Here is a 25,231-nt window from a genome sequence, read left to right as displayed (position 1 = left end):
GCCCTCATCCGGCCTGTCGGCCACCTTCTCCCCGCTAGCGGGGAGAAGGGGATAGTCGCTCACCCAGCCTTCCATTCACTGGACGAGGGTACAGAGGTCGTTGCCTCTCCCTGTCAAAACGGAGAGAGGGCTGGGGTGAGGGGCAATCCCACGACCTGACGCCGATTGGAAATCTCAAACCACCGCGTAGACAATCCCGGTGAACGAACCCGCGTGGTGAAGCAGCTCGCGTTCGCCCGAGCCGTCGAGGCTCGCCGAATAGAGATTGCCGCCGATATCGGTGAAGAACATGCGATTGTTCGGCAGGTCGAGCGACAGGCCGATGCCTTCGTCGAGGCCCTCCAGGACGACTTCGGATGTTGCCGCGATGTCGTCCATGCTGGCGCGGTTGACGGTATTCCCACGTGGGAGATTGCCGCGGTCGGTCCAGTAGATGGTGCGGGTGGCGAGATCGAGTTCGAGGTCGATCGGTTCCGGCAGCTTGTCGAGCAGGGTCTCAATATCGCTGCGTCTCGTTGCCGTCTCGTCTTCGGGAATGTCGATGCTGGCGCGGAGGATGCGGCCGAGGCCGGCGTCCGGTGGCCCCTTCTGCGTCCAGTAGATCTGCCCGAGCGGCAGGTCGAGGGCGATGCCCACGCACCAGCGTTCGATATCGGCACTGTCCTGCGGACTGTCGCCGTTCTGCACCAGGGTTTCGATGTCGGAGCCGTCGATGTTGGCGCGCATGACACGCATGCCCTCGCGGTCGCACCAGTAGAGCGTGCCGTTGTCGTGGTCGATCTGGATCTGCTTCGGCGTGACCAGCGTGCTGCCCGGCGGGATCAGTGTGACATGGTTGCTGCCGTCGAGATTAATGCGCTCGATCGAGCCGTCATGGGCGTTGTAGTCGGTGCCCATTTCCGTCCAGTAGAGCCAGCCGTTCTCGCTGTCGACGAGAATGCCGTCCGGGCTGCGGCCCGGGCGCTGGATGATCAGCTTGAGGTCGCTTCCGTCGATAGCGGAGGATAGAATTCGGCCGTCGTTGATATCGAGGAAAAACAGCCGTTCGGTCTTTTCTCTGGGGGTGGCAGGCGTCCGTGCTTCTGCTTCAGACATGAGAGCATCCTTTCAAAGGGTCGGATCTGCGGATCACAGCGGCAATCATGGCATCGGTTGATGACAGCATCATTCGCGCCGTGATCCGTTGAAGATCTGTTGCGCCGCAGCAAAGATCAAGAGCGCAGATGTCACGGCTGTATCGGACGAGCGTCAAATAACTGTAATCGATTTGATATAAATCCCCGCCATTCCCTATGGGCGATGTCAGCCTCGATGCTGAAATCCGAAGCCGAAGGTGCTTGATATCTTGTCGACACTCCAGCAGGTCGCTTTTCGTGCCGGTTGTTCGGTTGCGACCGCCAGCCGGGTGCTGAACCGCAACGGTCCCGTCAGTGATGAGATGGTGCGTCGGGTGCGTCGGGCGGCGGCGGAGCTCGGCTATCGCGCCGGCGGCCGCGCCGGCAATCGACGGCCGGCGATCGGCGTGCTCATTCCCAGCATCACCAATCCGGTGTTCGCGGCGTCGTTGTCCAGCATTCAGAACCGGGCTCTTCATGCGGGTCACAGCGTGCTGATCGCGCAATCGAATTACGATCCGGCACAGGAGGCGGATGCCGTCGCGTCATTGCTCCAGCAGCAGCCGACCGGCCTCATCCTCACGGTCTGTGATCCCGAACGCAGCCCGGCTCTGTCTTCCGCCCTGCCGCCGACCGTGCTGCTTGGCAATCTGCCGACCGCCCGCTTCACCGCCGCCGTCGCGACCGACAATTTTGGCGCCGGCCGGGATCTGACGGATCATCTCCTGCAGAAGGGGCATCGGCGCATCCTGTTCATCTCAGGCCATTTTTCCGCATCGGATCGGGCAAAGTTGCGCTATCTCGGCTATCTCAAGGCGATGGAGTCCGCAGGTCTACAGCCTCTCGACGCCCTGGAGATTTCCTTCATCAGCAGCCTGGGGCAGCTCGATCTCTCGGACGTTGTTTCGCAGTTTTGCCCGACGGCGATCATCGCCTCCAACGATCTTCTGGCGCTCGGGGTTATGGGTGCGCTGCGGCGTCAGGGGCTGTCGATCCCACGTGATATCTCCGTCGCCGGTTTCGATGGCATTTCCCTCGGCCTGCTGACGGAGGTTTCGCTGACGACAGTGGAGATACCGGATGGGACAATGGGGGCGGCGGCGGCTTCGCTGCTGCTCGACATGGCGGAGAATGCCGCACCGGCGCGACATCTGACCGTTCCCTACCGGTTGCGGCCGGGCGGAACCGTGCGCAATCTCGCCATTCAATCCTGACGGATCTCTGCACATGAAAACGCCGCCTCCCAAAGAGAGGCGGCGCGGATTTCAAACCCGATCCGGCAATCAGCTGCGCGGCAGCATGCCTTCGACGTCGGAAGCTGCATCTTCAAGCGCTTCCTTCGGCGCGGCCGAGCCATCGACGATGCGCGACAGGTTGTCGACGATGGTCTGCGTGACCTTGACACCATTGGCGCCGGGGAAGGCATACCAGGGGATCATGACCGACATCTGGCTGAGGCCGGCCTGGAACAGCGGGTTCTTCTTGTAGAAGTCGCCGAGATAGTTGGCCGACTTGGCGGCAAGTTCGTTGTTCGGAACGTAGCCGGTGCCGGGAACGACGACGGACGCGCCATAGGGGCCGGCGGCGAACTTGGCGAACTTCCAGGCGGCCTCTTCCTTGACCGGATCATGCGTCAGGATGACGACGGCGTTACCGCCTGTGGGGAGGCGGCCGTTGACCGGATCGATCAGCGGGATCTTGGCGGTGCGCAGGTCGAACTTGGTGCCGACGTTCTTGATCGTGTTGACCAGTGCGCCGGTGGTCTGGAATTCGAAGCCGACCTTGCCGGCGGCGAAAGCCTGTTCGCCGGCGGCCTTGGTGAAGACCGGCATGCCGCCTTCCTTGACGAAGCGCTGGATCAGTTCGACGGCCTTCTGTCCCTCAGGACCGTTGAAGGCGACCTTGCTTTCGTCGTCGCTCAGCATCTTGCCGCCGGCGCCGAAGAGCAGGGCGGAGAACATCCAGTCGTCGCCCTGCCAGCGGAAGTCCATGCCGTCGACGCCGTTGCCGAGCGCCTTGATCTTGCCGGCGAGCGTGATGACTTCGTCCCAGGTCTTCGGAGGGTTGTTCGGGTCGCCGCCGGCGGCCTTCACCAGGTCGGCATTGTAGTACATGATCGGGTTCGACGTCGCGAAGGCGAGGCCGACCTGCTTGCCCTTGACCTGGGCGAGCTTCAGGATCGTGTCGGAGAAGCCCTGCTCGGCCATGTTGCCGTCTTTCTTGACGAGCGGCCCGAGATCGACCGGGACATTGCGCTCGTCCATCATGCGCAGGCGGTTGAGGCCGATGAAGGTGACATCGGGCATCTCGCTCGTGCCGGCCTGGCGAAGAATGGTCTGGATGCCTTCCTCATAGGTGGCCGAGGGAGCGGCGAACTGGATCTTGATATCGGGATTTTCTTCCATGAACTTCTTCGAGATCGTGTCCATCACGTTCTTGAAGAAGCCGGGCATGGGGTAGTGAACCGTCAAGGTTGTCTCGGCATAGGCCGGGACCGACACGACCATCGAAATGGCCGCGGCGGCGAGAATCTGGGTGATATGCTTCATCGCACGTTCTCCTGTTTCGAACCGGTCAGCCTTTGAGACCGGTCATGGTGATGCCCTCGACGAAACGCTTCTGTGCAAGCAGGAATGCGACGACGAGGGGAAGGGTGATGATCAGGGTTGCTGCCATGAGTGCGCCGTAGTCGTCGCCGGCTTCGGCGGCGCGGAAATACATGAGGCCCAGCGGCGGCGTGGCGTAGTCCTGCTTGCTGATGACGATCAGCGGCCAGTAGAGGTCGTTCCAGTGCGCGACGACCGAGAAGATCGCGAAGGCTGTTACCGCCGGCCAGGCATTCGGCACGATGACGCGGGCGACGATGCCGAGTTCCGACATGCCATCGAGGCGGGCGGCGTGGATGAGATCATCAGGCATGGCGCGGAAGAACTGCAGGAACATGAAGATCGCGAAGACCGAGATCGAGAAGGGCGCGACCAAAGCGGTATAGCTGTTCAGCAGCGACAGGCTGTTGAAGCCGACATAGAGCGGCAGCGCGGTCGCGTGGATCGGGATCAGCAGGCCGAGCATGACCAGCACCATCATCATGCGTGCCGCCGGGAATTTCAGTTTCGCCATCGCATAGGCGCAGGGAATGGCGATCAGCACCTGGAAGAAGAAGATCAGGCCGCAGACGAGGACGCCGTTGAACAGCAGCCTGCCCATATCAACCTTGCTCAGCGCCTTGGCGACATTCTCGATATAGAAGAAATGCGTCGGGATCAGCCGCAGCGCCGAGGTGAAGATGTCGTCCTGCGCCTTGCCGGCGGTCGAGATCATGAAAATGTAGGGCGCAAGAAAGACGAGCGAGCCGAGGATCAGCAAGGAGAGGCGCAGGATGCGGCCGGGAGTGAAGCCTGTCGAGTTCATGTGTAATGCACCTGCCGGTCTTGGACGCGATATTGCAGGAAGGTCAGTACGACGAGAATGGCGAGAAAGACCGTCGTCATCGCCGAGGCATAGCCGACCCTGAGGTAGACGAAGCCTTCCTGGTAGATGGTGAAGAGCAGCACCTCCGAGGCATGGTTCGGGCCGCCCTCGGTCAGCGCCTTGACGGTGTCGAAAACCTTGACCGCGTTGATGATGCTGATGGTCGTGACGAAAAGCGTGGTCGGTCCGAGCATCGGCCAGGTGACGAGCCAGAAGCGGTCCCACGCCGATTTCGCGCCATCCACTTCGGCTGCGGCATAAAGTTCACGCGGGATGGCTGTGAGACCGGCGAGAAACAGCACCATGTTGAAGCCGACCGACTGCCAGACGCCGATGATCGACAGGCTGTAGAGGGCGGTTGCCGAAGAGCCGAGCCAGTTCGGGCCGCGCACCCCGATCTCGGCGAGAAGAGCGTTGATCGGGCCGATTGTGGGATGGAAGAGGTACTGCCAGACGGTCGCCATCGCGACGATCAGCGAAGCCACGGGCAGGAAGTAGGCTGTGCGGAAAAAGCTGCGGCCGATGCCTTCGCTTTCGATCAGCAGCGCGACGCCGAGGCCGAGCACGATCGAGATGGGAGCGACGATGGCCGTATAGACCGTCGTGTTCCAGAGCGACTTCATAAAGGCGCGATCCTTCAGCAGATGCGCGTAGTTCTCGAAGGCGACGAAGCGCAGGCTCTTGTCGCCGAGCTGGAAATCCGTGAAGCCGAGGACGACGACGGCAACGATCGGCACCAGGATGAACAGCACGATCAGGATGATGGCTGGCAGCGCGAAGAGGAGGGCGGTGCGGGCTTCGCTGCGTTCGCGCGCCGCCGCCGTCCGAATCGGCAGGGAAGTGGCGGCAATGCTAGCCATGCGCCTTCTCCCTGGCGGTGTCGACGGTCGCGGGAACGGTGCGCAGGCGGCGTCCGTCCTCGGCGAAGACCATGGCCTGTTCCGGGGCAAGCGTCAGCGCCACGGGCATGCCGGCGGAGAGCCCCGCGGCCTCTGCGGGTGTACGCTTGACGATCATCGTTTCGCCGATGGCATCGAGCTTGGCATAGAGAATGACCTCGGAGCCGAGGAATTCCATGCGCTCGATATGGGCGGCAAGCGCATCCTGCCGTCCCTGCGTGAGGCTCACGAATTCCGGCCGGATGCCGAGCGTTACATTCTTGCCGGCAAAGCTGCCGTCTTCGAGTGCGAGCCGGAGGCCGCCGAAGGCGACGAAGCCGTTTTCGGCGAGCGCCGGCAGCAGGTTGATGCGCGGCTGGCCGACGAAACGGGCGACTTCGACATGGCTCGGATCGTCATAGATCACCTGCGGCGAGGCCAGCTGCAGCAACTGCCCGCCGATCATCACGGCGACGCGGTCGGCCATGGAAAGTGCCTCGGCCTGGTCGTGCGTGACATAGACAGTCGGCACGCCGGCACGGCGATGCAGATCGACGATCTCGCCGCGGGCATGGACGCGCAGATTGGCATCGAGATTGGAAAGCGGCTCGTCCATCAGGAAGACGCTGGGGCGGCGCACCATGGCGCGGGCAAGCGCCACGCGCTGGCGCTGGCCGCCGGACATCTGACCGGGCTTGCGGTCGAGCAGATGGTCGATCTTCAGCGAAACGGCCATTTCGCGGACGTCGCGGATGATAGCGCGGCGGGTGCTACGCTGGCCGGGGATCAGCGAGCCGATAAAGGGCAGGCGCTGGACGCGGGTCAGGCGGCGCATGGCAAGCGGCACGGCGATGTTTTCAGATGCGGTCAGATGCGGGTAGAGCGCGTAGGACTGGAAGACCATGGCGATGTTGCGGTCGGCCGCTGCGACGCCGGAGACGTCGGTGCCGCCAAGAACGATCTTGCCGCTGTCGGCATGCTCAAGGCCTGCCAGGATGCGCAGCAGCGTGCTCTTGCCGCAGCCGGAAGGACCGACGAGGGCGATGAATTCGCCTGGTTCGACGTCGAGATCGACACCTTTAAGGATGGCGTTGCCGCCGAAGGATTTGGCGATGCCGCGAAGTGAAAGGGCGCTCATTCGGTCGCCTCCTTCTGAAGCTTCGGGGCGGCCTGCGGATAGACCTCCATGACGACATCATCGAGGAAGTAGGCGGTCATGCCCGATACTGCGACGATCTCGGTCGATACGCTCTCGCCGAGTTCATGGATTGCTGCGCCGATCAGTCGTTCGCCGGGCATTTCGCGTTCCATCTTGTCGAGGATGAAGGCGGCGGGTGGTGCCCAGACGAGGGCCGTATCGTTAAAGCGGCCTTCCCAGGTCCAGTGCAGGTGACCGCTGCCGAGCAGGGCGACGTCGTGGGCTGCTATCAGATCATACAGTCGGCGGCGCTGCGCCGGACGTACGCTCCAATAGCCGGTATCGCCTTCGTCGGGTGCGTCGACGAAGAGCGGCTTGTGGGCGAAGAGGGCGACGCGGCGACCATCACGGCTTTCGAGCTTCTCCTGCAGCCATTCGAACTGCTTGTTCTCCTCGGCATCCTCGAAGCCCATCAGCAGGCTGTTGAGCCCGATCAGCCGCCAATTGTCGACGTCCTTCGCCCAGTAATCCGGGCCGACGAGGCGGCGCCAGCGCTCCAGCCGTTCCGGGTTGACGGGCTGATACGATCTCGGCAGGTGGCCGACATCATGATTGCCGGGCACGATCAGCATCGGCACGGAGACCTGGCGCATCAGGTCCATGGAAAAGGTAAGGTCTTCGTCCTTGTCGGCGCCGTCGACGCTGAGATCGCCGGTGTGGACGATAAGATCGGCGCCGCTCGCCTCGATCCATTTTGCCAGCGGCTCCCAATTGCCGTTGAAATGCGGCTTGGTTGGGCTCAAATGGGTGTCGGTGATCTGGATGATCTTCAAGGCGCGTCTCCGGAGTCTTCAGAAGCAATGCGCCAGCGAGGGGATTCCCTTCAAAACAGGCGCGTCTCTGCGCACTCTTTAGAAGGCCCCCATGTCAGTTGAGTAACGGGTCTTTTCACATGTTTTTCAGTTTTGTCACATCACCGTCAAACAACGTCATCACTGGCCTTGTGGCGAATTGTGACCTGTACGTGATGGGTTCGGTGATATAGATCGCTGCCGAAGGGGATTGGACATGTCAGACGAGCAGAGCCGAATCACGACACTCGAGGAGACGGTTGCCTACCAGGCGAAGATCATCGAGGAACTGTCCGACCAGATTGCGGAGCAATGGAAGGTGGTCGAGCAGACCAGGCACAAGCTCGATCGGCTCGCGGAGCGGTTTCTGATGCTGGAGGAGCAGTCGCTCGACGCGCCAGCGATCACCAAGCCGCCGCACTACTGATCAGTTCGGCTGGATCATTCACGTTTCGGTGTTTCACGCGGGCGTGTGTAACAAAAGGCTCCGTCTTCCCGTATCTCCTTGTGACCGGAGCGTTTACAATCGCGGTCGAGAGGAGATCGTCATGAAGACTTTATCGACGGACATGATCCGCATTCGCTCAGCGCGTGTCGCCCGTTTCGCCGGCCTCACGGTCGCGGCGGTGCTCGTCGGCGGTATGGCGCTGCAATTTGTCGGCCGCGCTTCGGCAGAGGACGCGCGCGTCATTCCCGCGCCAAGCATGGACGAGAAGGCTGGTTCCGCCAGCACGGAGACGGTCGTGCTTGCCGGCGGCTGCTTCTGGGGCGTGCAGGGCGTGTTCCAGCATGTCAACGGCGTGATCAGCGCCACGTCAGGCTATGCCGGCGGCGGCAAGGATGGGGCGCATTACGAAATGGTGAGCACCGGCGATACCGGCCATGCCGAATCCGTGCGCGTCGTTTTCGATCCGCACAAGGTCAGCTACGGACATCTGCTGCAGATCTATTTCTCGGTCGCGCATGATCCGACGGAGCTGAATTATCAGGGACCGGACAGCGGCACGCAGTATCGTTCGGCGATCTTCCCGAGCAGTCAGGAACAGGCCGATATTGCGCGCGCCTATATCGATCAGCTCAATCACGCCAAGGTGTTCGACGCCGCGATCGTCACCCGCATCGAGCCATCTAGGCAATTCTATGCCGCCGAGAGCTATCATCAGGATTTCCTGACGACGCATCCCGACTATCCCTATATCGTCATCAACGACATGCCGAAGATCAAGAATCTGCAGCATCTCTTTCCCAAGGATTATCGCGCTGACCCGGTTCTGGTGACGGCAAGTGCCAGCGCGAACTGACCAGCACTTGATCGTGTGACCGGCGAGCGATGATCGCCGGTCACGGCCGCCTTGCAAGAAAAGCTCGTTACTCGCGGCTCGTCTGGTGTATTGCTGCCTGACACCAGACATATATCGAGAGTGCGTTTCGTCATGATCGTCCGCGACCGGCCGAATCTCTTCCAGCTTTTCTTCATTGTTCGCGGTTCGATCGTCCTGCGAATCCTGCCGCAGATCGTCGCCATCTTCCTGCTGTCGGCTTTGATCGTCTGGGGACATGAGGAGCGGCCGAATCTGGTCGTGTCCTTCAACGGATCGTCGCTTTCCCTGCTCGGCATCGCGCTTTCGATTTTCCTCGGCTTTCGCAACAATGCCGCCTACGACCGCTGGTGGGAGGGTCGGCGCGACTGGGGTCAGCTTGTCTATGTCGCCCGCGGCTTTGCCCGTCAGACATTGATCCTTGAAGCGGAAGGTGAGGCTGGTATCGAGGCGCGGAAGACCCTGCTGCGTCTGACCATGGCTTTTGCGCAGGCGCTGGTCTGCCTTTTGCGATCGGGTAGCGACGACAGCAAAGTGTTGCGCCTTCTGACATCGAGCGAGGCCGAGTTCTATCGCGCAGCGCAGAACCGGCCGAATCTCATCCTGCGCCTGATCTCAGCCGATCTTGCACGTCTGAAGGCGAAGGGCGCGATTTCGGATATCCAATATCAGATGCTGGATATCAGCGTCGGCCAGATGGGTGCGGCGCAGGCCGCCTGCGAGCGCCTTCGCAATACGCCGCTGCCGTTCGGCTATACGCTGCTTTTGCATCGCACCGCCTATCTCTTCTGCTTCCTGCTGCCCTTCGGCTTCGTCGATACGCTCGGCTGGGGTTCGCCCTTCGTAACGGCTCTCATCGCTTATACTTTCTTCGGGCTCGATGCGCTGGGTGATGAGCTGGAAGATCCTTTCGGCAATCGCCCCAATGCACTCGCCATCGGCGCCCTTGCCGATACGATCGAGATCAATCTGCGCGAGGCGCTTGGCGAAACCGATCTGCCGCCGCTGCCGCAGCCCCAGGATTTCGTGCTGATGTAGGCCGTCAGCAAAAAATTTCGCAAAGCGATGGAATAGAATCCGGAGCGCTTCCGTATATAGGTGTATGGATCGCAAAGGACGCACATTCGATGTTTTGGGGCAGCTCGGTTCGCTGAGACGTTATGCCCGCTCGCTCGTGCGCAATGCGGACGAGGCCGAAGATCTGGTGCATGACGCGCTGGTCAAGGCATACGAGCGCAAGGCGTCCTTCCGTCGTGGCGGCAACCTGCGGACCTGGTTGCTGTCGATCCTGCACAATGTGCATATCGACCGCCTGCGTCAGAAGAAATCGCTGAATCGTCGCCACGAAGAGGCGGCCGCCGAGCTTGAGGTGGCGCTACCGGCGTCGCAGGACCATACGGTCCGCCTGAGCCAGGTGCGCGAGGCCTTTTTCAGTCTGCCTGAGGAACAGCGCGAAGCGCTGCATCTCGTGGCGATCGAAGACCTTTCCTATCAGGAAGCGGCGTCCGCGCTTGGCATTCCTGTCGGCACGCTGATGTCCCGCATCTCAAGGGCCCGGGCGAGCCTGCGCAATTTCGAGGAGGCTACCTCCAAGGTTTCACATCTCAGGCTTATCGAGGGAGGCGGCAATGAAAACGGTTGATCCGATCATCGATACCGATCTCGACGCCTATGTCGATGGCGAGCTGCCGGTCGCGCGCCGTGTCGAGGTCGAATCCTATCTGTCGGAGCATCCCGAGATCGCCGCCAAGGTCATGGCGGATATGAGCATCCGTGGCGAGCTGCGCATGGCGCTGGCCGGTGAGAGCCATGTGCTCAGGGCAGAGACCCGCGAGGCCGCCCGGCGGCTGGAGCGCGGACTGGTCTATGGGCGCATGCTGGCATCTTTCCAGCGCGTGGCCGCCGTTGCCGTATTGGTGGCGACCGGCTGGGTGGCGCATACGTCCTTCGGCGCATTTACCGCGAGCGAGGTCAACGCATCCTCACGGCCGCCGGCTTTCATCGATGACGCGGTGCGCGCCTACAAGACGACTGCCGTGCGGGAACAAATCAAGCCGCAATCGGCGGCCGCGAACTACAATCCGGAAGAAATCCGCGCATCGACGGCGATCGTCCTGCCGGAGCTGCCGGGCGACTGGCGCGTCACCGATGCCCAGATCTATCCGTCCGAATTCGGTCCGAGCGTCGAAATGACCGTTGATGCCGGCAGGGACGGACATTTGTCACTTTTCGCCGTTCGCCCGGGGAATTTCGCCGTCAAGGAGGTCAGTCACATCAAGCGTGACGACGTCCAGACTGCCTATTGGCAGATCGGTGAAGTCGCCTATGCGCTGATCGGCGATGGCCAGGCGGCTCAGCTCGACGGCGATGCCGAAAAGCTCGCCCGCAGCCTGTACTAGTTTGAATTAAAGGAGAACGACCATGAACCCGACCAATCCGCGATACGGCTACGGAGCCGCCGCCGGCTCGCAGGCGCTCTTCGACGAGGGTTTGCGCCGGCATATGCTGCGCGTCTACAATTACATGGGTATCGGCCTCGTGCTGACGGGTATCGTCGCGATGGTCGTCGGTACGACGCCGGCCCTCTACGTGCCGATCTTTCAGACGCCGCTGAAGTGGGTCGTCATGCTGGCGCCGCTCGCTTTCGTGTTCTTCTTCTCTTTCCGCATCCAGACCATGTCGGCAAGCACGGCGCAGATGATGTTCTGGGCATTCTGTGCGGTCATGGGCCTGTCGCTGGCCTCGGTCTTCCTGGTCTTCACCGGCACGAGCATCGCGCGCACCTTCTTCATCGCCGCAACCATGTTCGGTGCGACCAGCCTCTACGGCTATACGACCAAGCGTGATCTTGCCAACATCGGCTCGTTCCTGATGATGGGTCTGTTCGGCGTGATCATCGCCAGCGTCGTCAATATCTTCCTGGGTTCGAGCGCGCTGCAGTTCGCCATCTCGGTGATCGGTATCGTCGTCTTCGTCGGCCTGACCGCCTGGGACACGCAGAACATCAAGGAACAGTATGCCGAGAACCATGATCAGGAATCGCAGCAGAAGCTCGCCGTCTTCGGTGCCCTGTCGCTCTACCTGAACTTCGTCAACATCTTTCAGCTGCTGCTGAATCTCACCGGTGAACGGGAATAGGTTTGAAATTGCCCGCTTGGGCATGGTCGGATCCGAAAGGCACTCCACCCTTTTGGTGATCATGCTCCGGTAATGCGTCTCCCTGGGGGCTTGTTGAGACGCATGACGCGCCTGCAGTATCTGCGCCGATACTGCAGGCGCAACTTTTTTGAGAGTGGCAAACCGAGTTCGCAGCCATTTTCGCCGCAGCGCGGCAAAGGGGAAAGGTGCCGGGCTAAGAGAGCACCGTCTAAAGAAAGGGCCTGATGGCGCAAATCTGCTGCCATCAGGCCCTTAGTTATTGCGGATATGAGGTCCTTCGTCCGTCAGGAAAGGACTGTGATCCTACCACTCGGCGACGCTGCCGTCCTCGTGACGCCAGACCGGGTTGCGCCAGCGATGGCCTTCCTTGGCACGCTCGATGACATAGGCCTCGTCCACCTCGATGCCGAGACCCGGTCCCTGCGGGATCGAGACGAAGCCGTCGGCATAGTGGAACACTTCCTTGTTGGAGATATAGTCGAGGATGTCGTTGCCCTTGTTGTAGTGGATGCCGAGGCTCTGTTCCTGGATGAAGGCATTGTAGCTGACGGCATCGACCTGCAGGCAGGCGGCAAGCGCGATCGGACCGAGCGGGCAATGCGGCGCCAGCGCCACGTCATAGGCTTCTGCCATGGCAGCGATCTTGCGGCATTCGGTGATGCCGCCGGCATGAGAGAGGTCGGGCTGGAGAATGTCGACATAGCCGTCCGACAGCACTGATTTGAAGTCCCAGCGTGAAAAGAGCCGCTCGCCGAGCGCGATCGGCGTCGAGCAATGATTGGCGATTTCCTTCAGCGCTTCGCGGTTTTCAGAGAGAACGGGCTCCTCGATGAACAGCAGCTTGTAGGGCTCCAGCTCCTTGGCCAGTACCTTGGCCATCGGCCGATGGACGCGGCCGTGGAAGTCGACGCCGATGCCGATATAGGGACCGATCGCCTCGCGGATGGTGGCGATGGTCTCGACTGCCTTTTCCACCTTGTCGTAGGTGTCGACGATCTGCATCTCCTCGCAGCCGTTGAGCTTGATCGCCTTGAAGCCGCGGGCGACGACCTCCTTCGCATTGTTGGCGACGTCGGAGGGGCGGTCGCCGCCGATCCAGGAATAGACCTTGATCTTGTCGCGCACCTGGCCGCCGAGCAGCGAATGGATCGGCTGTCCGAGCGCCTTGCCCTTGATGTCCCAGAGCGCCTGGTCGATGCCGGCAATCGCCGACATGTGGACAGCGCCACCGCGATAGAAGCCGGCGCGGTACATGACGTTCCAGTGGTCCTCGATCAGGAAGGGATCCTTGCCGATCAGATAGTCTTCCAGTTCATGCACGGCTGCCTGCACGGTCAGCGCCCGGCCTTCCACGACAGGCTCGCCCCAGCCGACAATGCCCTCGTCGGTCTCGATCTTCAGGAACATCCAGCGCGGCGGTACAATATACGTGGTCAGTTTCGTGATCTTCATGGGTATGATTCCATTTCGGCTTTGGATGATATCAGCGGTCTGCAGCCGCGGATTTCGGGGTTTCTGGTTTCATTCTCCGGCCATCGTCCAACCGTCGTTCGACGGCAAGATCGCGGGCGGCGAGATCGAGCATGCGATGGGCGCAATTCCGGGCGGCGGCGCCGTTGCGCAGTCGCAGCGCCTCCACCAATTCGCCATGGACCGTGATCGCCTCGTCGCGGCTGTGGGCGGCGACATTCGAGGCATGAAGCGCGTATTTGAGGCCGGCATGCATGGCGCTCGACAGGCGACGGAACACCTGGTTGTGGCTGGCGCTCAGCAGCACCTTGTGAAAGGCTACATCGGCCTCGGTGAAACTTTCCGGATCATTGGCGCTATCGCGCATCTGCCGCCACGCATGGTCGAGGTCGGCAATCTCCTGGGCGGTGGCTCGTTCCGCCGCATATTCGGCGGCGGCGGGCTCGATGGTGCGGCGCGCCTCCAAGATGGATCCGAGAATATCGAATTCGGCGATATGAGGCCCCATCCACTCCAGCACGTCCTGATCGAGGATGTTCCAATCGTCCTTGTCGCAGACGGTGGTGCCGACGCGTGGCTTGCCGCGCACGAGGCCCTTCGATTCCAGCACTTTCAAGGATTCGCGGATGACCGTACGGCTCACACCGAACATACCGCACAGATCGTTTTCGCGCGGCAGGGTCGAGCCCGAGGGATAGCGTTCGGAGCAAATGTCTTCGGCGATCGACGCTGTTACGTTCCTGCGGACGCGCGGACGGCGCTCGGGCTGGGCTGACGCGCCGTGCTCCTGTCCTTCAAGCGAATCCACCCTATCTCCTCCACACCTGTCGCATGTTGCCCCGTAAACCTCTCGCGACGAGGGACATGCGCGGGGCTTTCATGCGGCCGACATCCGGCCTGCGTTTCGTGCACCCTTCGCGTCGAAGCCAAGATACGCCAATCATCATACATTGGCAATAATATTGTATGATGATTTGGAAACCTTGCGCGATTGTCGGTGGGAACAATCCGCTGTGCCGCGCTTTGTCGAAGACGACGCCGCTCTTGTTACGGCGGCGTCGTCTTCGACGGATAGAAGGACTATGGTGTCCGGGCGGATGGCGTGAATGCCGTTTGCCGTCGGTCATTGCGGGGAGGCGGCGATTCCGCTCCCAAAGCTCATTTCAACGATAAGGAGGACGACATGCAGATCAATCGTACAGGTTCGGCTCAATGGGCCGGCGGTTTGAAGGATGGCAAAGGCCAGATCTCGACGCAGAGCGGCGCGCTCAATCACTACCCTTACGGTTTCGCCAGCCGTTTCGAAGGCGTTGCCGGCACCAATCCGGAAGAGCTGATCGGGGCTGCGCATGCCGGTTGCTTCACCATGGCCCTGTCGCTGATCCTCAACGAGGCCGGTTTCACCGCCGAGAGCATGGAAACGACGGCCAAGGTGACGCTTGAAAGCGTCGAAGGCGGTTTTGCCATTACCGCGATCCATCTGACGCTGACGGGCAAGATTCCAGGCGCCGATGAAGCCACTTTCACCGAGCTTGCCAATAAGGCCAAGGCCGGTTGCCCGGTTTCGAAGGCACTCGCCTCCGTTCCGATTTCGTTGGAAGTCCACGCCGCCTAAGCGGCCATTTCACGGCTTAGCGCCGCGCTGGTTCGCGCGGCGCGTTTCATGTATATTCCGCATTCGCGCATTGGGCTGTCATTTTCACGAAATGCAATACTCAACGGAGGGGCGAATGTCTGGAATTCTCTTAATTCACGTCGTCATAAGTTTGATTGCCATCGTCAGCGGCATTGTCGTTGCCTCTGGTTTTCTCACGGCCAATCGTCACGAGCGATCGACGCTGGTCTATATGGTCACGACCATTCTTACCAGTTTGACGGGTTTTCTGTTTCCGTTTCACACTGTCACGCCGGCAATCATCGTCGCCAGTCTCTGCGTTCTCATTTTCATACCGACCGCGCTGGCGCGCTACAGCTTTCATCTTGCAGGCATCTGGCGTCCCGTCTTCATCATCGGGGCCATGGTGCTTCTCTTTTTCAACTGTCTCGTGCTGATCGTCCAATCGTTCCAGAAGATACCTGTGCTCAATGCACTGGCGCCCAATGGCAACGAGCCGCCGATACTTGCGGCCCAGGCGGCGCTCTTGGTCGTGTGCGTGCTTGTCGGCTTTTTGAGCATCCGTCGCTTCCGCCCGGCGCTTTTGGGCGCCTGATCACGCGTCGATCGTTCCGCGACAAAATGTCGGACACTTTCGACTCCGTTCCGCCAGGCGCGTTGTCGATGATTTAACTCTTGTTTCAAGTTGTCCGGCGCATTCTCGGTTTATTCAATAGCATCTGAAAGCTGCCTGCAGTTGTGGGCGGCTTTCTTGACATCGGCGCTCTGATGATTTACGAGTGACGAAAATTGAAAATCGTCACTCGTAAATCATCAGGTTATGCTCATGCTCGATCTTCCCGATATCAGCGCCGATCCTGCGCGTCAGGAAAACATCGCGCGAATTCTCGTTGCCGCCGAAAAGCTGTTTCGCCACTATGGTTACAGCAAGACGACCGTTGCCGACATTGCTCGCGATCTCGGCATGTCGACGGCGAATATCTACCGGTTCTTCGCCTCCAAGGGCGAGATTCATCAGGCTCTCTGCGGGCGTATGCTCGAACAAAGTTACCTGATGGCCCTCAATATCCGCAATCAGCCGATCAGCGCATCCGATCGACTACGGGCCTACGCGATGGGCCAGTACAAGATGACGCTGGAGACCATGCTCGATGAGCAGAAGGTTCATGAGATGGTTGTCATCGCCATCGAGAGCGCATGGCATGTCATCGAGAAGCACATCGTTCGTATTCAGGATCTGGTTGCCGAGATCATCGCCGAAGGCATAGCCGCCGGCGAGTTCGTCGAGCAGGATCCGGTTATCGCGGCCAGGTGCTTCGCTTCGGCGACCGTCGATCTCTGTCATCCGCAGATGGTCGCACAATGCCTCGGCAAGACATACCAGGCCAAGCCCGAGGATCTTATCGAATTCGCCATCAGAGCCTTGAAGAAATAACACTCCGCGCACCGCATTGGCCGGCGCGCTCCCACTCTTTGTTCGACTTTAGGAGAGCGACATGGTTTCGCTGACAACCACCACCCTACGGACCGTTGCCGGCGCTGCTTTATTTGCCGCCTTGGGGCTCGCACTTTCGGGCTGCAATGAGAAGAAGGAAGAGACGGCTGAAGTGATCCGGCCGGTGAAAGTGGTCGAGATCGCCCAGGCGGATACGACGCGCAAGCTCGACTATTCCGGCTCTGTCAAGGCACGGACGGATATGAACCTCGGCTTCCGCGTCAACGGCAAGATCGTCGAGCGCAAGGTTGACATCGGCGAGAAGGTCAAGCCTGGCGACGTGCTCGCCCGCATCGACGCCACCGATTACGTTCTGGCGGTGCGCCGCTCGCAGGCGGATCTGGATTCGGCGGAAAAGCAGGTGCAGACGACCGAGCTTGCCCGCAACCGCGCCCAACTGCTCTTCGACAAGAGCGTCGGCTCGAAATCGCAGCTCGAACAGGCCGAGCTTTCCTATGATCAGGCCGTCTCGACGCGCGATTCCGCTGTGTCGGCGCTGGCCGAGGCGAAAAACCAGGTCGCCTACAGCGACCTGACGTCGGATATGAACGGCATCGTCACCACAATCAATGCCGATGTCGGTCAGGTGGTCAGCTCCGGCACACCGGTTATCACCGTCGCCGTCGACGGCGAGAAGGAAGTGCTGATCGCCGTGCCGGAAATGGATATCGCGCAGTTCAAGGTCGGCAAGGATGTCAAGGCGCGCTTCTGGTCCGATGATGCGCTGGTGCTTGACGGCAAGGTGCGCGAGGTGGCTGGCAGTGCCGATACGCAATCGCGCACGTTTGCGGTGCGCGTGAGTCTGCCGAACGATCCGCGTGTGCTCCTCGGCATGACGGCGACGATCGAGGCGCAGGCCGACAATACTCAGCCCTATGTTTCCATTCCTCTGAGCGCCCTTGCGCAAAGGAATGGGCAGCAGATCGTCTGGCTCGTCGACCGTAGTGCCGGCATCGTGCATTCCCGAGCTGTCAAGGTTGCGGATTTCGCCGATGACGGCGTCCGCGTTGCCGATGGCCTCCGGGCCGGCGATGTCGTGGTCGCGGCCGGTACGCAGTTCATGACCGAGAATATGAAGGTCAAGCTTTCGGCCGCTTCAGCTCAGCAGGCCGCCGCCGATACCCATGCCGCTTCGGCGGCGGATATCGTGCGCTAAAGGGATCGAGGGGCGAAACCATGTCCATCAACAACACTTCCGGCGAGAAGAAGCCTTTCAACCTGTCGCGCTGGGCGATCGGCCATCCGAGCATTGCGCGGTTCCTGTTCGGTCTCATCATCATCGCCGGTGCGCTGGGCCTGACCCATATGGGTCAGAAGGAAGATCCGGATTTCACCTTCCGCGTCATGGTCGTGCAGACCGTCTGGCCCGGTGCCTCCCTGCAGGACATGGAAGACCAGGTGGTCAACAAGATCGAGCGCAAGCTGCAGGAAACGCCGCATCTCGATTGGGTCAAATCCTATACCCGCGCCGGCTTTGCCATCACCACCGTCCAGATCAAGGGTGACACCAACACCGCACAGGTGAAGGACGCCTTCTACCAGATCCGCAAGAAGGTCGGCGATATCAGCAACGAGCTGCCATCCGGCCTGCTGGGTCCCTATTTCAACGATGAATTCGGCGATACCTTCATTACGCTGCATTCGATCAGCGGCGATGGCTTCACCTATCCGGAACTGAAGAAATTCGCGATCCAGGCGCGCGACATGCTGCTTTCCACGCCCGGCGTCGAGAAGGCCACCATCATCGGCGACCAGGCGGAGCAGATCTATATCGATGTTTCCTCCAAGGTGTTGGCCGAGCGCGGACTGACGCTCAACGACCTGAAGAACGCCGTCGTCGGCCAGAACAACGTCGATCCGGCCGGCAACGTCGATACCAGCACGCGCTCCGTGCGCATCTCGGTCGAAGGCGATGTCAACAGGATCGAGGACATCAAGAATCTGCGCCTGACCGCTGGCGGCCAGGTGACCCGCCTCGGCGATATCGCTACCGTCACAGCCGGGCTGCAGGATCCCTACACTGCCAAATTCCTCTACAATGGCCACGCGAGCGTGCAGCTCGGTGTGGTCATGGCCAACGGCTACAAGGTGACCGATGTCGGTGCGTCCGTGGAGGAAACCTATAAGCGCTTCGAGGCTTCGCTGCCGGTCGGCGTTCAGGTCGACCAGATCGCCAACCAGCCTGAGGTCGTTACCGACGCCATCAGCGAGTTCATGCATGCGCTCGGCGAGGCGCTTGTCATCGTGCTGATCGTCTCGTTCGTGTCGATCGGCTGGCGTTCCGGCCTCGTGATCGCCATCGCCATTCCGCTGGTGCTGGCCGCGACCTTTGCCATCATGTACGAGCTCGGCATCGACCTGCAGCGCATCTCGCTCGGCGCGCTCATCATCGCGCTCGGCCTGTTGGTCGACGACGCCATGATCGTGGTCGAGCTTATGGAGCGCAAGCTCGAGGAGGGGCTGGTAAAGCTCGATGCGGCCAGCTTCGCCTATTCTTCTACCGCCTTCCCGATGCTGACCGGTACGCTGATCACCACGGCCGGCTTCATTCCGGTGGGCTTTGCGGCATCGACGGCGGGCGAATATGTCCGCACGCTCTTCTATGTCGTCGGCATCGCGCTCGTGGTGTCCTGGTTCGTCGCCGTCTATTTCACGCCATGGCTTGGCTACATGATCCTCAAGCAGCGCCATCATGCCGGCGAGCATCACGATGTCTTCGACACGCGCTTCTATCGTCGCCTTCGGTCGTCAGTCTCCTGGGCCGTGCGCCATCGCATCATCGTGCTGCTTGTGACGCTTGCCGCCTTCGTCGGCAGCCTCTGGTCCTTCCAGTTCATTCCGCAGAACTTCTTCCCGCAATCGTCACGTCCAGAGATCCTGGTGGATTTGTGGCTGCCCGAGGGAACCAGCATCAAGGAAGTGGAACGGCAGGCGCAGGCGCTCGAATCGCGCATGGCCGATGATCCGGACAAGCGTTTCATCGCCACCTATGTCGGCCAGGGCGCGCCGCGCTTCTTCCTGCCGCTCGATCAGCAGCTCACCAACCCGAACTATGCCCAGATGCTTGTCATGGCCAAGGACGAACCGGCACGCGAGCGGCTGATCACCAAGCTGCGTTCCATCCTCGCGGCGGACTTCCCGTCCGTCCGCAGCAAGGTCGACCGCCTGTTCCTCGGTCCGCCCACAGGCTGGCCGGTGCAGCTGCGCGTCATGGGTCCGGATCGGCAGGAGGTTCGCCACATTGCCGACGAGGTGAAGCAGCGCTTCTCCCAGAATCCGCTGCTCGGCGCCATCCACGACGATTGGCTTGAGCCGGTGCCGGCCATGAAGCTGGTCATCGATCAGGATCGCGCCCGCGCGCTCGGCGTCACCTCGCAGCGCATCCGCCAGATACTGCAGGCCTCGATGTCCGGCTTCACGCTCGACAACTACCGCGAAGGCGAGGAAACTGTCGGGATCGTCGCCCGAGAGCCGGACGCCAGCCGTCATCTGCTGACATCGGTCAACTCCGTCTATATCCCGACTGATACCGGCGGGTTCGTGCCGCTATCGCAGGTCGCCAAGGTCGTGCCCGTGATGGAGCAGAGCATCGAATGGCGTCGCGACCGCCTGCCGACCATCACCGTGCGGGCGACATTGCCCGACAATGTGCAGTCGAACGACGTGACCGCCGCGCTCTATAACGGCATGGCGGATCTCAGAAACAGTCTGCCGGCCGGCTACAAGATCGAGATCCAGGGCGGGGCCGAAGACAGCGCCGAAAGCCAGGCCTCGATCGCTGCCAAGGCGCCGATCATGCTCGTCATCATCGTCGTGTTGCTGATGGTTCAGCTGCAGCACTTCGGCAAGGCGATGCTGGTGCTGGCCACCGGCCCGCTCGGCATCATCGGTGCGGCAGCAGCCCTACTGATCAGCGGCGCGCCCTTTGGCTTCGTGGCGATCCTCGGCGTCATCGCGCTGCTCGGCATCATCATCCGCAACTCGATTATCCTCGTCGACCAGATCGACCAGGATATCGCGGCGGGCATGGACCGGAAGGAGGCGATCATCGGCTCTGCCGTACGTCGTTTCCGGCCGATCATGCTGACGGCACTGACGGCGGTGCTCGCGCTGATCCCGATCTCGCGCGGCGTCTTCTGGGGTCCGCTCGCCTACGCCATGATGGGCGGCATCCTGGTTGCGACCGTGCTGACCATCTTCGTGCTGCCTGCAGGCTATGCCCTGTTCTTCGGCCGCGAGCCGAAGAACAAGTCGGCGGAGCCAGCGGCCAAGCAGGAGGAGAGCAACGACGCCGTCGATCATCTGCCACCGGCCATTGCTGCGGAATAGCAGGCGCGGATAAAACCAAAGGGGCCTCGGTCTATGCCGCGGCCTTTTTTATTTCGGCGATATGATCGCTCAAAAGCTCGGCGTCAGGATCGTCTGCCTGTTGTCGGCGATCTTGAGGACGGTGAGGTCCCCGCCCATGGAAACGGCGGTGTCGATACCGATGCGGCCGATGCCGAAAACCGGACGTGGTGCCGGGGTATGCCCATGGACGACCAGCACCGGCAATCGCGGGCCTTCGAAGAGGAAAGGCTCGCGGATCCAGATCAGCTCTTCGTCGGTCTGTTCGGCAAGCGGTATGCCGGGCCGGATGCCGGCATGGACGAAGATGACGGAACCCACTGTCACGGCGACCGGCAGCGAGCGCAGCAACTCGATATGGGCTTGCGGAACGGCCTGCCGGACGATTTCGCCGAACTCTTCGATGCTCTTGCCTTCTTCCCGCAGCAGATGTTTCGCGTCGACGCCATAGGAGGCGAGCGTCGGGCCGGCGCCAAAGGACAGCCAATCATTGTTGTTGCCGGGATCATCCAGGAATTTCAGGAAGACGTCGTCGTGATTGCCGAGGAGAGCGTAGCGATCGAAGCCCGATGGCGGCGGTTCGCAAAGATGCTGCAGCACGTCGCTCGATCGCGGGCCGCGATCGACATAGTCGCCGAGGAACATCAGGAGCTTCCGGCCGGGAATGGCGCTCGCATCCTCGACGATGCGCTTCTCGGCTTCGAGCAACGCGTCATGGCATCCATGGATGTCGCTCAACGCATAGATGGCTGCATAGTCCTGTGCGGGAAGGCTGATGCGCGCACGCTGGGGCTGTTCCATGACCTTCGCCGTTCTCCCGCCGAAAAGTCGATAAAATAGCCGCATGGTCGACATCCGCAAGCGCTGGCGTGACGGCATGATTTCTTTGAGGATATGTCAATAATTCCGCCTGCTTAGGCGATGGCGCGACCGTATTCCAGCCGGTGGCCCTGCGCAAGCTGCGTCAGCGGATGATGCTTGCGCTGAGGTTGCTACGGTTAAGAGACGGAAGCCGATCGGCGCGGCTACGTGTCAATCTGACCGGTGCGGCTGTTGGCGGCTGGCGCGGTGGAGCGTTTTGCGACGGGATGCGTGACGAACAAGGGTTTCTCCCGGTCGCCGCGTGCGCTGCGGTTCCTAGAGATGGTGACCGGGAGCTTCAGGTTCGAGACTTTTTCGCACTACCCATGATATGCCGCTTGCAGCCTGGCAACGTCGAGCTTGACCATCTGCATCAGCGCCTGCATGACGCGCGCGGCCTTGGCCGGATCAGGATCGGCCAGGAGCTTGCTAAGCACCGTCGGCACGATCTGCCAGGAGACGCCATAGCGATCCCTGAGCCAGCCGCATTGCTCGATTGCGCCGCCTTGGGCGAGCCCGTCCCAGAGCCGGTCGACTTCGGCCTGATCGGTGCAATCCACCTCCAGCGAGATCGCATGGGTGAATTCGAAGCGGGTGCCGCCGTTCAACGCCATGAAGCGCTGGCCGGCAAGCGTAAAGCTGACGACCAGAACCTGATCGGCCTTGCCCGCCGGTGTGTCGACGAGGTTTTTCTGCACATGGTCGATCCGCGAATCCGGAAACAGCGAGACGTAGAATTTCGCAGCCTCCTCGGCTTCGTGTGCGAACCACAGGCACGGTGCAATTTTTGACATCGGGTGATCTCCTCTCCTGGATGGGTCTCGGTTCTAGCCAGGCGGCCAAAGGACGTTTGAAAGAGCGGGATGCCGACAAGGAGAGTTTCAAAAAATGCTTTTCAAGGCGATGCGGGCAGGTGGGGTTGTTGTTGCCAATATCGACCGTGGAATTTGCGGAGGGCGCATTATCCCCCTTCTCCCCGAGGGAAGAAGGAGCTTACGGCATCGGCATGCTCCATATGCAATTGCCCTGCCCACATGGGGAAGATGTCGCGAAAGCGACAGACGCGCGGCACACGAGAGAGGCATTTGGCCGATACGACAACCAATTCAACCGCCCGTCGCCAACCTCTCGGCAAACTCGATCGCCTCGATCAGGCTGCGCTCGTTGGCAATCCCCTTGCCGGCGATGTCGAAGGCGGTGCCGTGGTCGACGGAGGTGCGGACGATCGGCAGGCCGAGGGTGATGTTGACGCCGGAAAGATCCAACCATTTGCCGGTTGCCGGATCGATCTCGAAGCCCAGTAGCTTGACCGGGATATGCCCCTGGTCGTGATACATGGCGATGACGGCATCATACTGGCCGGCGCGCAGCTTGACGAAGACGGTGTCGCCGGGGACGGGACCGACGATATCGAGGCCATCGGCAACGGCCGTGGCGATGGTGGGCGCGGAAATATCGATATCCTGACGGCCGAAGAGGCCGCCTTCGCCGGCATGCGGATTGAGCGCCGCAACCGCAATCTTCGGCCTGGCGATGCCGAGATGCTTGAGCGCCTTGTCGGTGAGGTCGATGACGAGGCGCAGCCGCTCAGGCGTCAGGCGCTTCGGCACATCCTCCAGTGCGACATGGGTGGTGACGTGGCTGACGCGCATGTTGCCGTGGGCGAGCATCATCACCGAGCCACGCGCGCCGGTGAGCTCGGCCAAAAGCTCGGTATGGCCGGCATAGTGGAAGCCGGCCTTGTTCAGCGCCTCCTTGTTGAGCGGCGCGGTGACGATGCCGCCGACTTTTCCGGCCATGGCGAGCTGAACGCCCTTCTCGATCGCCTTGAAGGCCATGCGGCCGCCATCGGCGGAAAGCTGGCCGGGCAGGATCGGCTCGCCCTCGACATCGGCCTGGATGAAGCAGAGGTTCGGCCAGTCGCCATCCATCTGTGTCTCAGGAATTTTGATGTCGAGGCCAAGCTGCTGTTCTGCCAGGTGAAGGGAAGGGCCGCTGCCGATGATTGTAAGTTTTAACTTACCTGATTCAAGCCGGTCCTTCAGGCGGGCTGCGGCCTTGAGGATGATCTCCGGGCCGATGCCGGCGGGGTCACCCATTGTGATTGCCAAATGCCGCGTCATGGCTCTTCTCCTCCGACGATCAATGCGTTTTCATTCAATAGATCGCGCCACAGGGTCGGGCCGCCAAAGGCGCCGGACTTTGAAATCACGGACACCCCTTCCCAGGGGCCGCCGATGATCGTGGAGCAGGGCAAGCCCGGCGCGGCCTGGCCGGTGAGCTTGAGAGCGGTGACGCCGAGGGCAGTGCAAAGGTTCCGCAGGGTTTCGCCGCCGGCGACGATCAATGTGGCCGGCGCGGGCAGAGCCTTGGCAATGCCGCCGAGAGTGGTCTCGATCCGCTTTGCCGCGTCGTCTCGTTCGAGCCCCGCCGGCAGATCGACGCTGACCATTGCGATGCCGCCTTGGTGGAGGCGCGCATCGACCACGTCAGCGCCCGCGCCTTCCGTAAGCTTCAGCCAATAGGGACCGCAGGCCTGAAGCTGCGCCAGCGTGATCGGTTGATCGGAGCCGAAGAGGCCTATCACCGGTCTTTGCAGTCTGCGTGAAACGGGCACGGACGGTGCGGGGTGCATTCCCAAATTGCCATTCCGTGCCAGCGCCTGCGCCAGCCCACCGGTGCCGGACCACAGAACCGGCCCTCGCACTCGCGCTGATATCCACGAGATGACGGCGTCCAGATCGCTATCCGAATGGGCGTCGAAAACATGGATGCCATCTGGAACAGGTTTATGTTCTTCGGCATCGACACGGTTTTGGCTCAGTGTAGTGTTGAAGGCCGGCAATCCCTCGGCCCTCAGCTGCGCAACCAGATCGCCGCTGACATCGCGCCATGTCTCGTTGCCGGCAAAGAGCACCTGCCGTCCGCCCCGGGTATGTCGCCCATGATGCGGAAAAGCTGGGGCGAGGATGCAATGTCGCCAGTGCCCGAGCCGGAAACAGGCCGCCAGTTCCGCAGCCCAGGGGCCGCGAAACAGGCTATCCACCTTCTTGAAGGCGATATCCGCGCCCTTCAGCAGCGGCGCAAGCCCGCCAACGATCGCGGCTGCTTCGGCCGCCGATTTCTCGCGGGTGCCGGTATCGATCGCAAAACCATCGGGGAGTTTCGCCGGAAGTGCATCCCCGTGCCGCACCTCGATCGGCCCGCACAAGCCGACGAATTCCACCGCCGTATCGAGCGCGCCGGTGAGATCGTCAGCAAGGAGGCGGAGGGTGGGCATGATGGAGGGAGCCTTCAGCGGGCTTTGCGGGTATCGGATGTGGGCATGAAAGCAAGGCCTTACGGCTGCTCGAGCGAAGCGCAATCTTCAGCCTTCCATGAGGCTTGTCAACGGGTTGCTTTGTCACCGTTGCATTGATCGGGTCGCGCCATTCGCCACGTTTACTCTGAAGCCGATATGCGGCTATGGTCGTGCCCTGGCGATAGGGTTATAGGTTCCTTGTCGCTTCAAG

General features: G+C 61.3%; 24 protein-coding genes. 12 read left to right on the top strand and 12 right to left on the bottom strand.

The window, feature by feature from the left end:
• Positions 1-174: 174 nt before the first annotated feature.
• Entirely contained in the window at positions 175-1,095 is a 921-nt protein-coding gene (locus tag AB8B29_RS14100) for a 3-hydroxyacyl-CoA dehydrogenase (protein ID WP_113119078.1), read from the bottom strand.
• A 250-nt stretch (positions 1,096-1,345) separates the two neighbouring features.
• Here AB8B29_RS14100 and AB8B29_RS14095 point away from each other — a divergent pair, with 250 nt between their 5' ends.
• On the top strand, positions 1,346-2,329 hold the full coding sequence (locus AB8B29_RS14095; RefSeq protein WP_047555413.1) for a LacI family DNA-binding transcriptional regulator: 984 nt from the start codon (positions 1,346-1,348) through the stop codon (positions 2,327-2,329).
• A 69-nt stretch (positions 2,330-2,398) separates the two neighbouring features.
• Here AB8B29_RS14095 and AB8B29_RS14090 read toward each other — a convergent pair whose 3' ends face one another.
• From AB8B29_RS14090 to AB8B29_RS14070, 5 genes are read right to left on the bottom strand one after another with little or no spacing between them, the layout of a single operon-like run.
• Positions 2,399-3,664, bottom strand: coding sequence for an ABC transporter substrate-binding protein (locus AB8B29_RS14090; RefSeq protein ID WP_113119077.1), 1,266 nt, complete (start codon positions 3,662-3,664; stop codon positions 2,399-2,401).
• 25 nt (positions 3,665-3,689) lie between these two features.
• Positions 3,690-4,526 (bottom strand): carbohydrate ABC transporter permease, encoded by an 837-nt coding sequence (locus tag AB8B29_RS14085; RefSeq protein ID WP_439006580.1) that lies wholly within the window; start codon positions 4,524-4,526, stop codon positions 3,690-3,692.
• Entirely contained in the window at positions 4,523-5,446 is a 924-nt protein-coding gene (locus tag AB8B29_RS14080) for a carbohydrate ABC transporter permease (RefSeq protein ID WP_113119075.1), read from the bottom strand. Before AB8B29_RS14080 ends, AB8B29_RS14085 begins: the two co-directional genes overlap by 4 nt.
• Complete coding sequence (locus AB8B29_RS14075) at positions 5,439-6,602, bottom strand: ABC transporter ATP-binding protein (protein WP_047640772.1); 1,164 nt, start codon at positions 6,600-6,602, stop codon at positions 5,439-5,441. The genes AB8B29_RS14080 and AB8B29_RS14075 overlap by 8 nt, the downstream gene beginning before the upstream one ends.
• Entirely contained in the window at positions 6,599-7,435 is an 837-nt protein-coding gene (locus AB8B29_RS14070; RefSeq protein ID WP_113119074.1) for a metallophosphoesterase family protein, read from the bottom strand. The genes AB8B29_RS14075 and AB8B29_RS14070 overlap by 4 nt, the downstream gene beginning before the upstream one ends.
• A gap of 235 nt (positions 7,436-7,670) precedes the next feature.
• On the opposite strand from AB8B29_RS14070, the gene AB8B29_RS14065 reads away from it, so the two are divergent.
• The 6 genes from AB8B29_RS14065 to AB8B29_RS14040 all read left to right on the top strand — a co-directional run bounded on the left by AB8B29_RS14065 (position 7,671) and on the right by AB8B29_RS14040 (position 11,910).
• On the top strand, positions 7,671-7,880 hold the full coding sequence (locus AB8B29_RS14065; protein ID WP_037200023.1) for a SlyX family protein: 210 nt from the start codon (positions 7,671-7,673) through the stop codon (positions 7,878-7,880).
• 121 nt (positions 7,881-8,001) lie between these two features.
• Positions 8,002-8,754, top strand: a complete 753-nt coding sequence (msrA, locus tag AB8B29_RS14060; RefSeq protein ID WP_113119073.1) for a peptide-methionine (S)-S-oxide reductase MsrA — start codon at positions 8,002-8,004, stop codon at positions 8,752-8,754.
• A gap of 132 nt (positions 8,755-8,886) precedes the next feature.
• Positions 8,887-9,810 (top strand): bestrophin family protein, encoded by a 924-nt coding sequence (locus AB8B29_RS14055; RefSeq protein WP_113119072.1) that lies wholly within the window; start codon positions 8,887-8,889, stop codon positions 9,808-9,810.
• A 64-nt stretch (positions 9,811-9,874) separates the two neighbouring features.
• Positions 9,875-10,414: a sigma-70 family RNA polymerase sigma factor gene (locus AB8B29_RS14050; protein ID WP_037200026.1), complete on the top strand. Its 540-nt coding sequence runs from the start codon at positions 9,875-9,877 to the stop codon at positions 10,412-10,414.
• Complete coding sequence (locus tag AB8B29_RS14045; RefSeq protein ID WP_037200028.1) at positions 10,401-11,171, top strand: anti-sigma factor family protein; 771 nt, start codon at positions 10,401-10,403, stop codon at positions 11,169-11,171. Before AB8B29_RS14050 ends, AB8B29_RS14045 begins: the two co-directional genes overlap by 14 nt.
• Before the next feature lie 22 nt (positions 11,172-11,193).
• Positions 11,194-11,910, top strand: a complete 717-nt coding sequence (locus AB8B29_RS14040; protein ID WP_037200031.1) for a Bax inhibitor-1/YccA family protein — start codon at positions 11,194-11,196, stop codon at positions 11,908-11,910.
• Positions 11,911-12,234: 324 nt separating this feature from the next.
• Here AB8B29_RS14040 and dgoD read toward each other — a convergent pair whose 3' ends face one another.
• Both dgoD and AB8B29_RS14030 read right to left on the bottom strand, forming a co-directional pair.
• Positions 12,235-13,383, bottom strand: coding sequence for a galactonate dehydratase (gene dgoD, locus AB8B29_RS14035; RefSeq protein ID WP_037200032.1), 1,149 nt, complete (start codon positions 13,381-13,383; stop codon positions 12,235-12,237).
• Positions 13,384-13,414: 31 nt separating this feature from the next.
• Positions 13,415-14,209, bottom strand: a complete 795-nt coding sequence (locus AB8B29_RS14030; RefSeq protein WP_037200034.1) for a FadR/GntR family transcriptional regulator — start codon at positions 14,207-14,209, stop codon at positions 13,415-13,417.
• Positions 14,210-14,584: 375 nt separating this feature from the next.
• On the opposite strand from AB8B29_RS14030, the gene AB8B29_RS14025 reads away from it, so the two are divergent.
• The 5 genes from AB8B29_RS14025 (at position 14,585) to AB8B29_RS14005 (ending at position 20,840) form a co-directional block, all read left to right on the top strand.
• Positions 14,585-15,016, top strand: a complete 432-nt coding sequence (locus AB8B29_RS14025; RefSeq protein ID WP_034483104.1) for an OsmC family protein — start codon at positions 14,585-14,587, stop codon at positions 15,014-15,016.
• Positions 15,017-15,131: 115 nt separating this feature from the next.
• Entirely contained in the window at positions 15,132-15,611 is a 480-nt protein-coding gene (locus AB8B29_RS14020; RefSeq protein ID WP_113119071.1) for a hypothetical protein, read from the top strand.
• A 231-nt stretch (positions 15,612-15,842) separates the two neighbouring features.
• Positions 15,843-16,451 (top strand): TetR family transcriptional regulator, encoded by a 609-nt coding sequence (locus AB8B29_RS14015; protein WP_113119155.1) that lies wholly within the window; start codon positions 15,843-15,845, stop codon positions 16,449-16,451.
• 61 nt (positions 16,452-16,512) lie between these two features.
• Positions 16,513-17,667 carry an efflux RND transporter periplasmic adaptor subunit gene (locus tag AB8B29_RS14010; RefSeq protein WP_047555121.1) on the top strand — a complete coding sequence of 385 codons (1,155 nt, stop codon included), beginning with the start codon at positions 16,513-16,515 and terminating at the stop codon, positions 17,665-17,667.
• 20 nt (positions 17,668-17,687) lie between these two features.
• Positions 17,688-20,840 (top strand): efflux RND transporter permease subunit, encoded by a 3,153-nt coding sequence (locus tag AB8B29_RS14005; RefSeq protein WP_162740636.1) that lies wholly within the window; start codon positions 17,688-17,690, stop codon positions 20,838-20,840.
• Positions 20,841-20,909: 69 nt separating this feature from the next.
• On the opposite strand, the gene AB8B29_RS14000 is transcribed toward AB8B29_RS14005, so the two are convergent.
• The 4 genes from AB8B29_RS14000 to AB8B29_RS13985 all read right to left on the bottom strand — a co-directional run bounded on the left by AB8B29_RS14000 (position 20,910) and on the right by AB8B29_RS13985 (position 24,999).
• Positions 20,910-21,659, bottom strand: a complete 750-nt coding sequence (locus AB8B29_RS14000) for a metallophosphoesterase family protein (RefSeq protein ID WP_439006579.1) — start codon at positions 21,657-21,659, stop codon at positions 20,910-20,912.
• Positions 21,660-22,039: 380 nt separating this feature from the next.
• Positions 22,040-22,513 (bottom strand): VOC family protein, encoded by a 474-nt coding sequence (locus tag AB8B29_RS13995; RefSeq protein WP_113119069.1) that lies wholly within the window; start codon positions 22,511-22,513, stop codon positions 22,040-22,042.
• A 312-nt stretch (positions 22,514-22,825) separates the two neighbouring features.
• Positions 22,826-23,842 (bottom strand): 4-hydroxythreonine-4-phosphate dehydrogenase PdxA, encoded by a 1,017-nt coding sequence (gene pdxA, locus AB8B29_RS13990; protein WP_113119068.1) that lies wholly within the window; start codon positions 23,840-23,842, stop codon positions 22,826-22,828.
• Entirely contained in the window at positions 23,839-24,999 is a 1,161-nt protein-coding gene (locus tag AB8B29_RS13985) for a four-carbon acid sugar kinase family protein (protein WP_113119067.1), read from the bottom strand. The genes pdxA and AB8B29_RS13985 overlap by 4 nt, the downstream gene beginning before the upstream one ends.
• Between the last annotated feature and the right edge of the window lie 232 nt (positions 25,000-25,231).

The organism is Rhizobium sp. 11_C7_N12_5, assembly GCF_051811145.1.
GTDB classification, from domain to species: Bacteria; Pseudomonadota; Alphaproteobacteria; order Rhizobiales; family Rhizobiaceae; genus Rhizobium; species Rhizobium lusitanum.
This window is presented reverse-complemented; position numbering and strand designations above follow the sequence as displayed.

What these genes read in the sequence shown, in the direction of transcription:
- AB8B29_RS14100 (WP_113119078.1), bottom strand. Translation starts at nt 1,095, where the DNA reads ATGTCTGAAGCAGAAGCACGGACGCCTGCCACCCCCAGAGAAAAGACC.
- AB8B29_RS14090 (WP_113119077.1), bottom strand. Translation starts at nt 3,664, where the DNA reads ATGAAGCATATCACCCAGATTCTCGCCGCCGCGGCCATTTCGATGGTC.
- AB8B29_RS14085 (WP_439006580.1), bottom strand. Translation starts at nt 4,526, where the DNA reads ATGAACTCGACAGGCTTCACTCCCGGCCGCATCCTGCGCCTCTCCTTG.
- AB8B29_RS14080 (WP_113119075.1), bottom strand. Translation starts at nt 5,446, where the DNA reads ATGGCTAGCATTGCCGCCACTTCCCTGCCGATTCGGACGGCGGCGGCG.
- AB8B29_RS14075 (WP_047640772.1), bottom strand. Translation starts at nt 6,602, where the DNA reads ATGAGCGCCCTTTCACTTCGCGGCATCGCCAAATCCTTCGGCGGCAAC.
- AB8B29_RS14065 (WP_037200023.1), top strand. Translation starts at nt 7,671, where the DNA reads ATGTCAGACGAGCAGAGCCGAATCACGACACTCGAGGAGACGGTTGCC.
- msrA (WP_113119073.1), top strand. Translation starts at nt 8,002, where the DNA reads ATGAAGACTTTATCGACGGACATGATCCGCATTCGCTCAGCGCGTGTC.
- AB8B29_RS14055 (WP_113119072.1), top strand. Translation starts at nt 8,887, where the DNA reads ATGATCGTCCGCGACCGGCCGAATCTCTTCCAGCTTTTCTTCATTGTT.
- AB8B29_RS14050 (WP_037200026.1), top strand. Translation starts at nt 9,875, where the DNA reads ATGGATCGCAAAGGACGCACATTCGATGTTTTGGGGCAGCTCGGTTCG.
- AB8B29_RS14045 (WP_037200028.1), top strand. Translation starts at nt 10,401, where the DNA reads ATGAAAACGGTTGATCCGATCATCGATACCGATCTCGACGCCTATGTC.
- AB8B29_RS14040 (WP_037200031.1), top strand. Translation starts at nt 11,194, where the DNA reads ATGAACCCGACCAATCCGCGATACGGCTACGGAGCCGCCGCCGGCTCG.
- dgoD (WP_037200032.1), bottom strand. Translation starts at nt 13,383, where the DNA reads ATGAAGATCACGAAACTGACCACGTATATTGTACCGCCGCGCTGGATG.
- AB8B29_RS14025 (WP_034483104.1), top strand. Translation starts at nt 14,585, where the DNA reads ATGCAGATCAATCGTACAGGTTCGGCTCAATGGGCCGGCGGTTTGAAG.
- AB8B29_RS14020 (WP_113119071.1), top strand. Translation starts at nt 15,132, where the DNA reads ATGTCTGGAATTCTCTTAATTCACGTCGTCATAAGTTTGATTGCCATC.
- AB8B29_RS14015 (WP_113119155.1), top strand. Translation starts at nt 15,843, where the DNA reads ATGCTCGATCTTCCCGATATCAGCGCCGATCCTGCGCGTCAGGAAAAC.
- AB8B29_RS14010 (WP_047555121.1), top strand. Translation starts at nt 16,513, where the DNA reads ATGGTTTCGCTGACAACCACCACCCTACGGACCGTTGCCGGCGCTGCT.
- AB8B29_RS14005 (WP_162740636.1), top strand. Translation starts at nt 17,688, where the DNA reads ATGTCCATCAACAACACTTCCGGCGAGAAGAAGCCTTTCAACCTGTCG.
- AB8B29_RS14000 (WP_439006579.1), bottom strand. Translation starts at nt 21,659, where the DNA reads ATGGAACAGCCCCAGCGTGCGCGCATCAGCCTTCCCGCACAGGACTAT.
- AB8B29_RS13995 (WP_113119069.1), bottom strand. Translation starts at nt 22,513, where the DNA reads ATGTCAAAAATTGCACCGTGCCTGTGGTTCGCACACGAAGCCGAGGAG.
- pdxA (WP_113119068.1), bottom strand. Translation starts at nt 23,842, where the DNA reads ATGACGCGGCATTTGGCAATCACAATGGGTGACCCCGCCGGCATCGGC.
- AB8B29_RS13985 (WP_113119067.1), bottom strand. Translation starts at nt 24,999, where the DNA reads ATGCCCACCCTCCGCCTCCTTGCTGACGATCTCACCGGCGCGCTCGAT.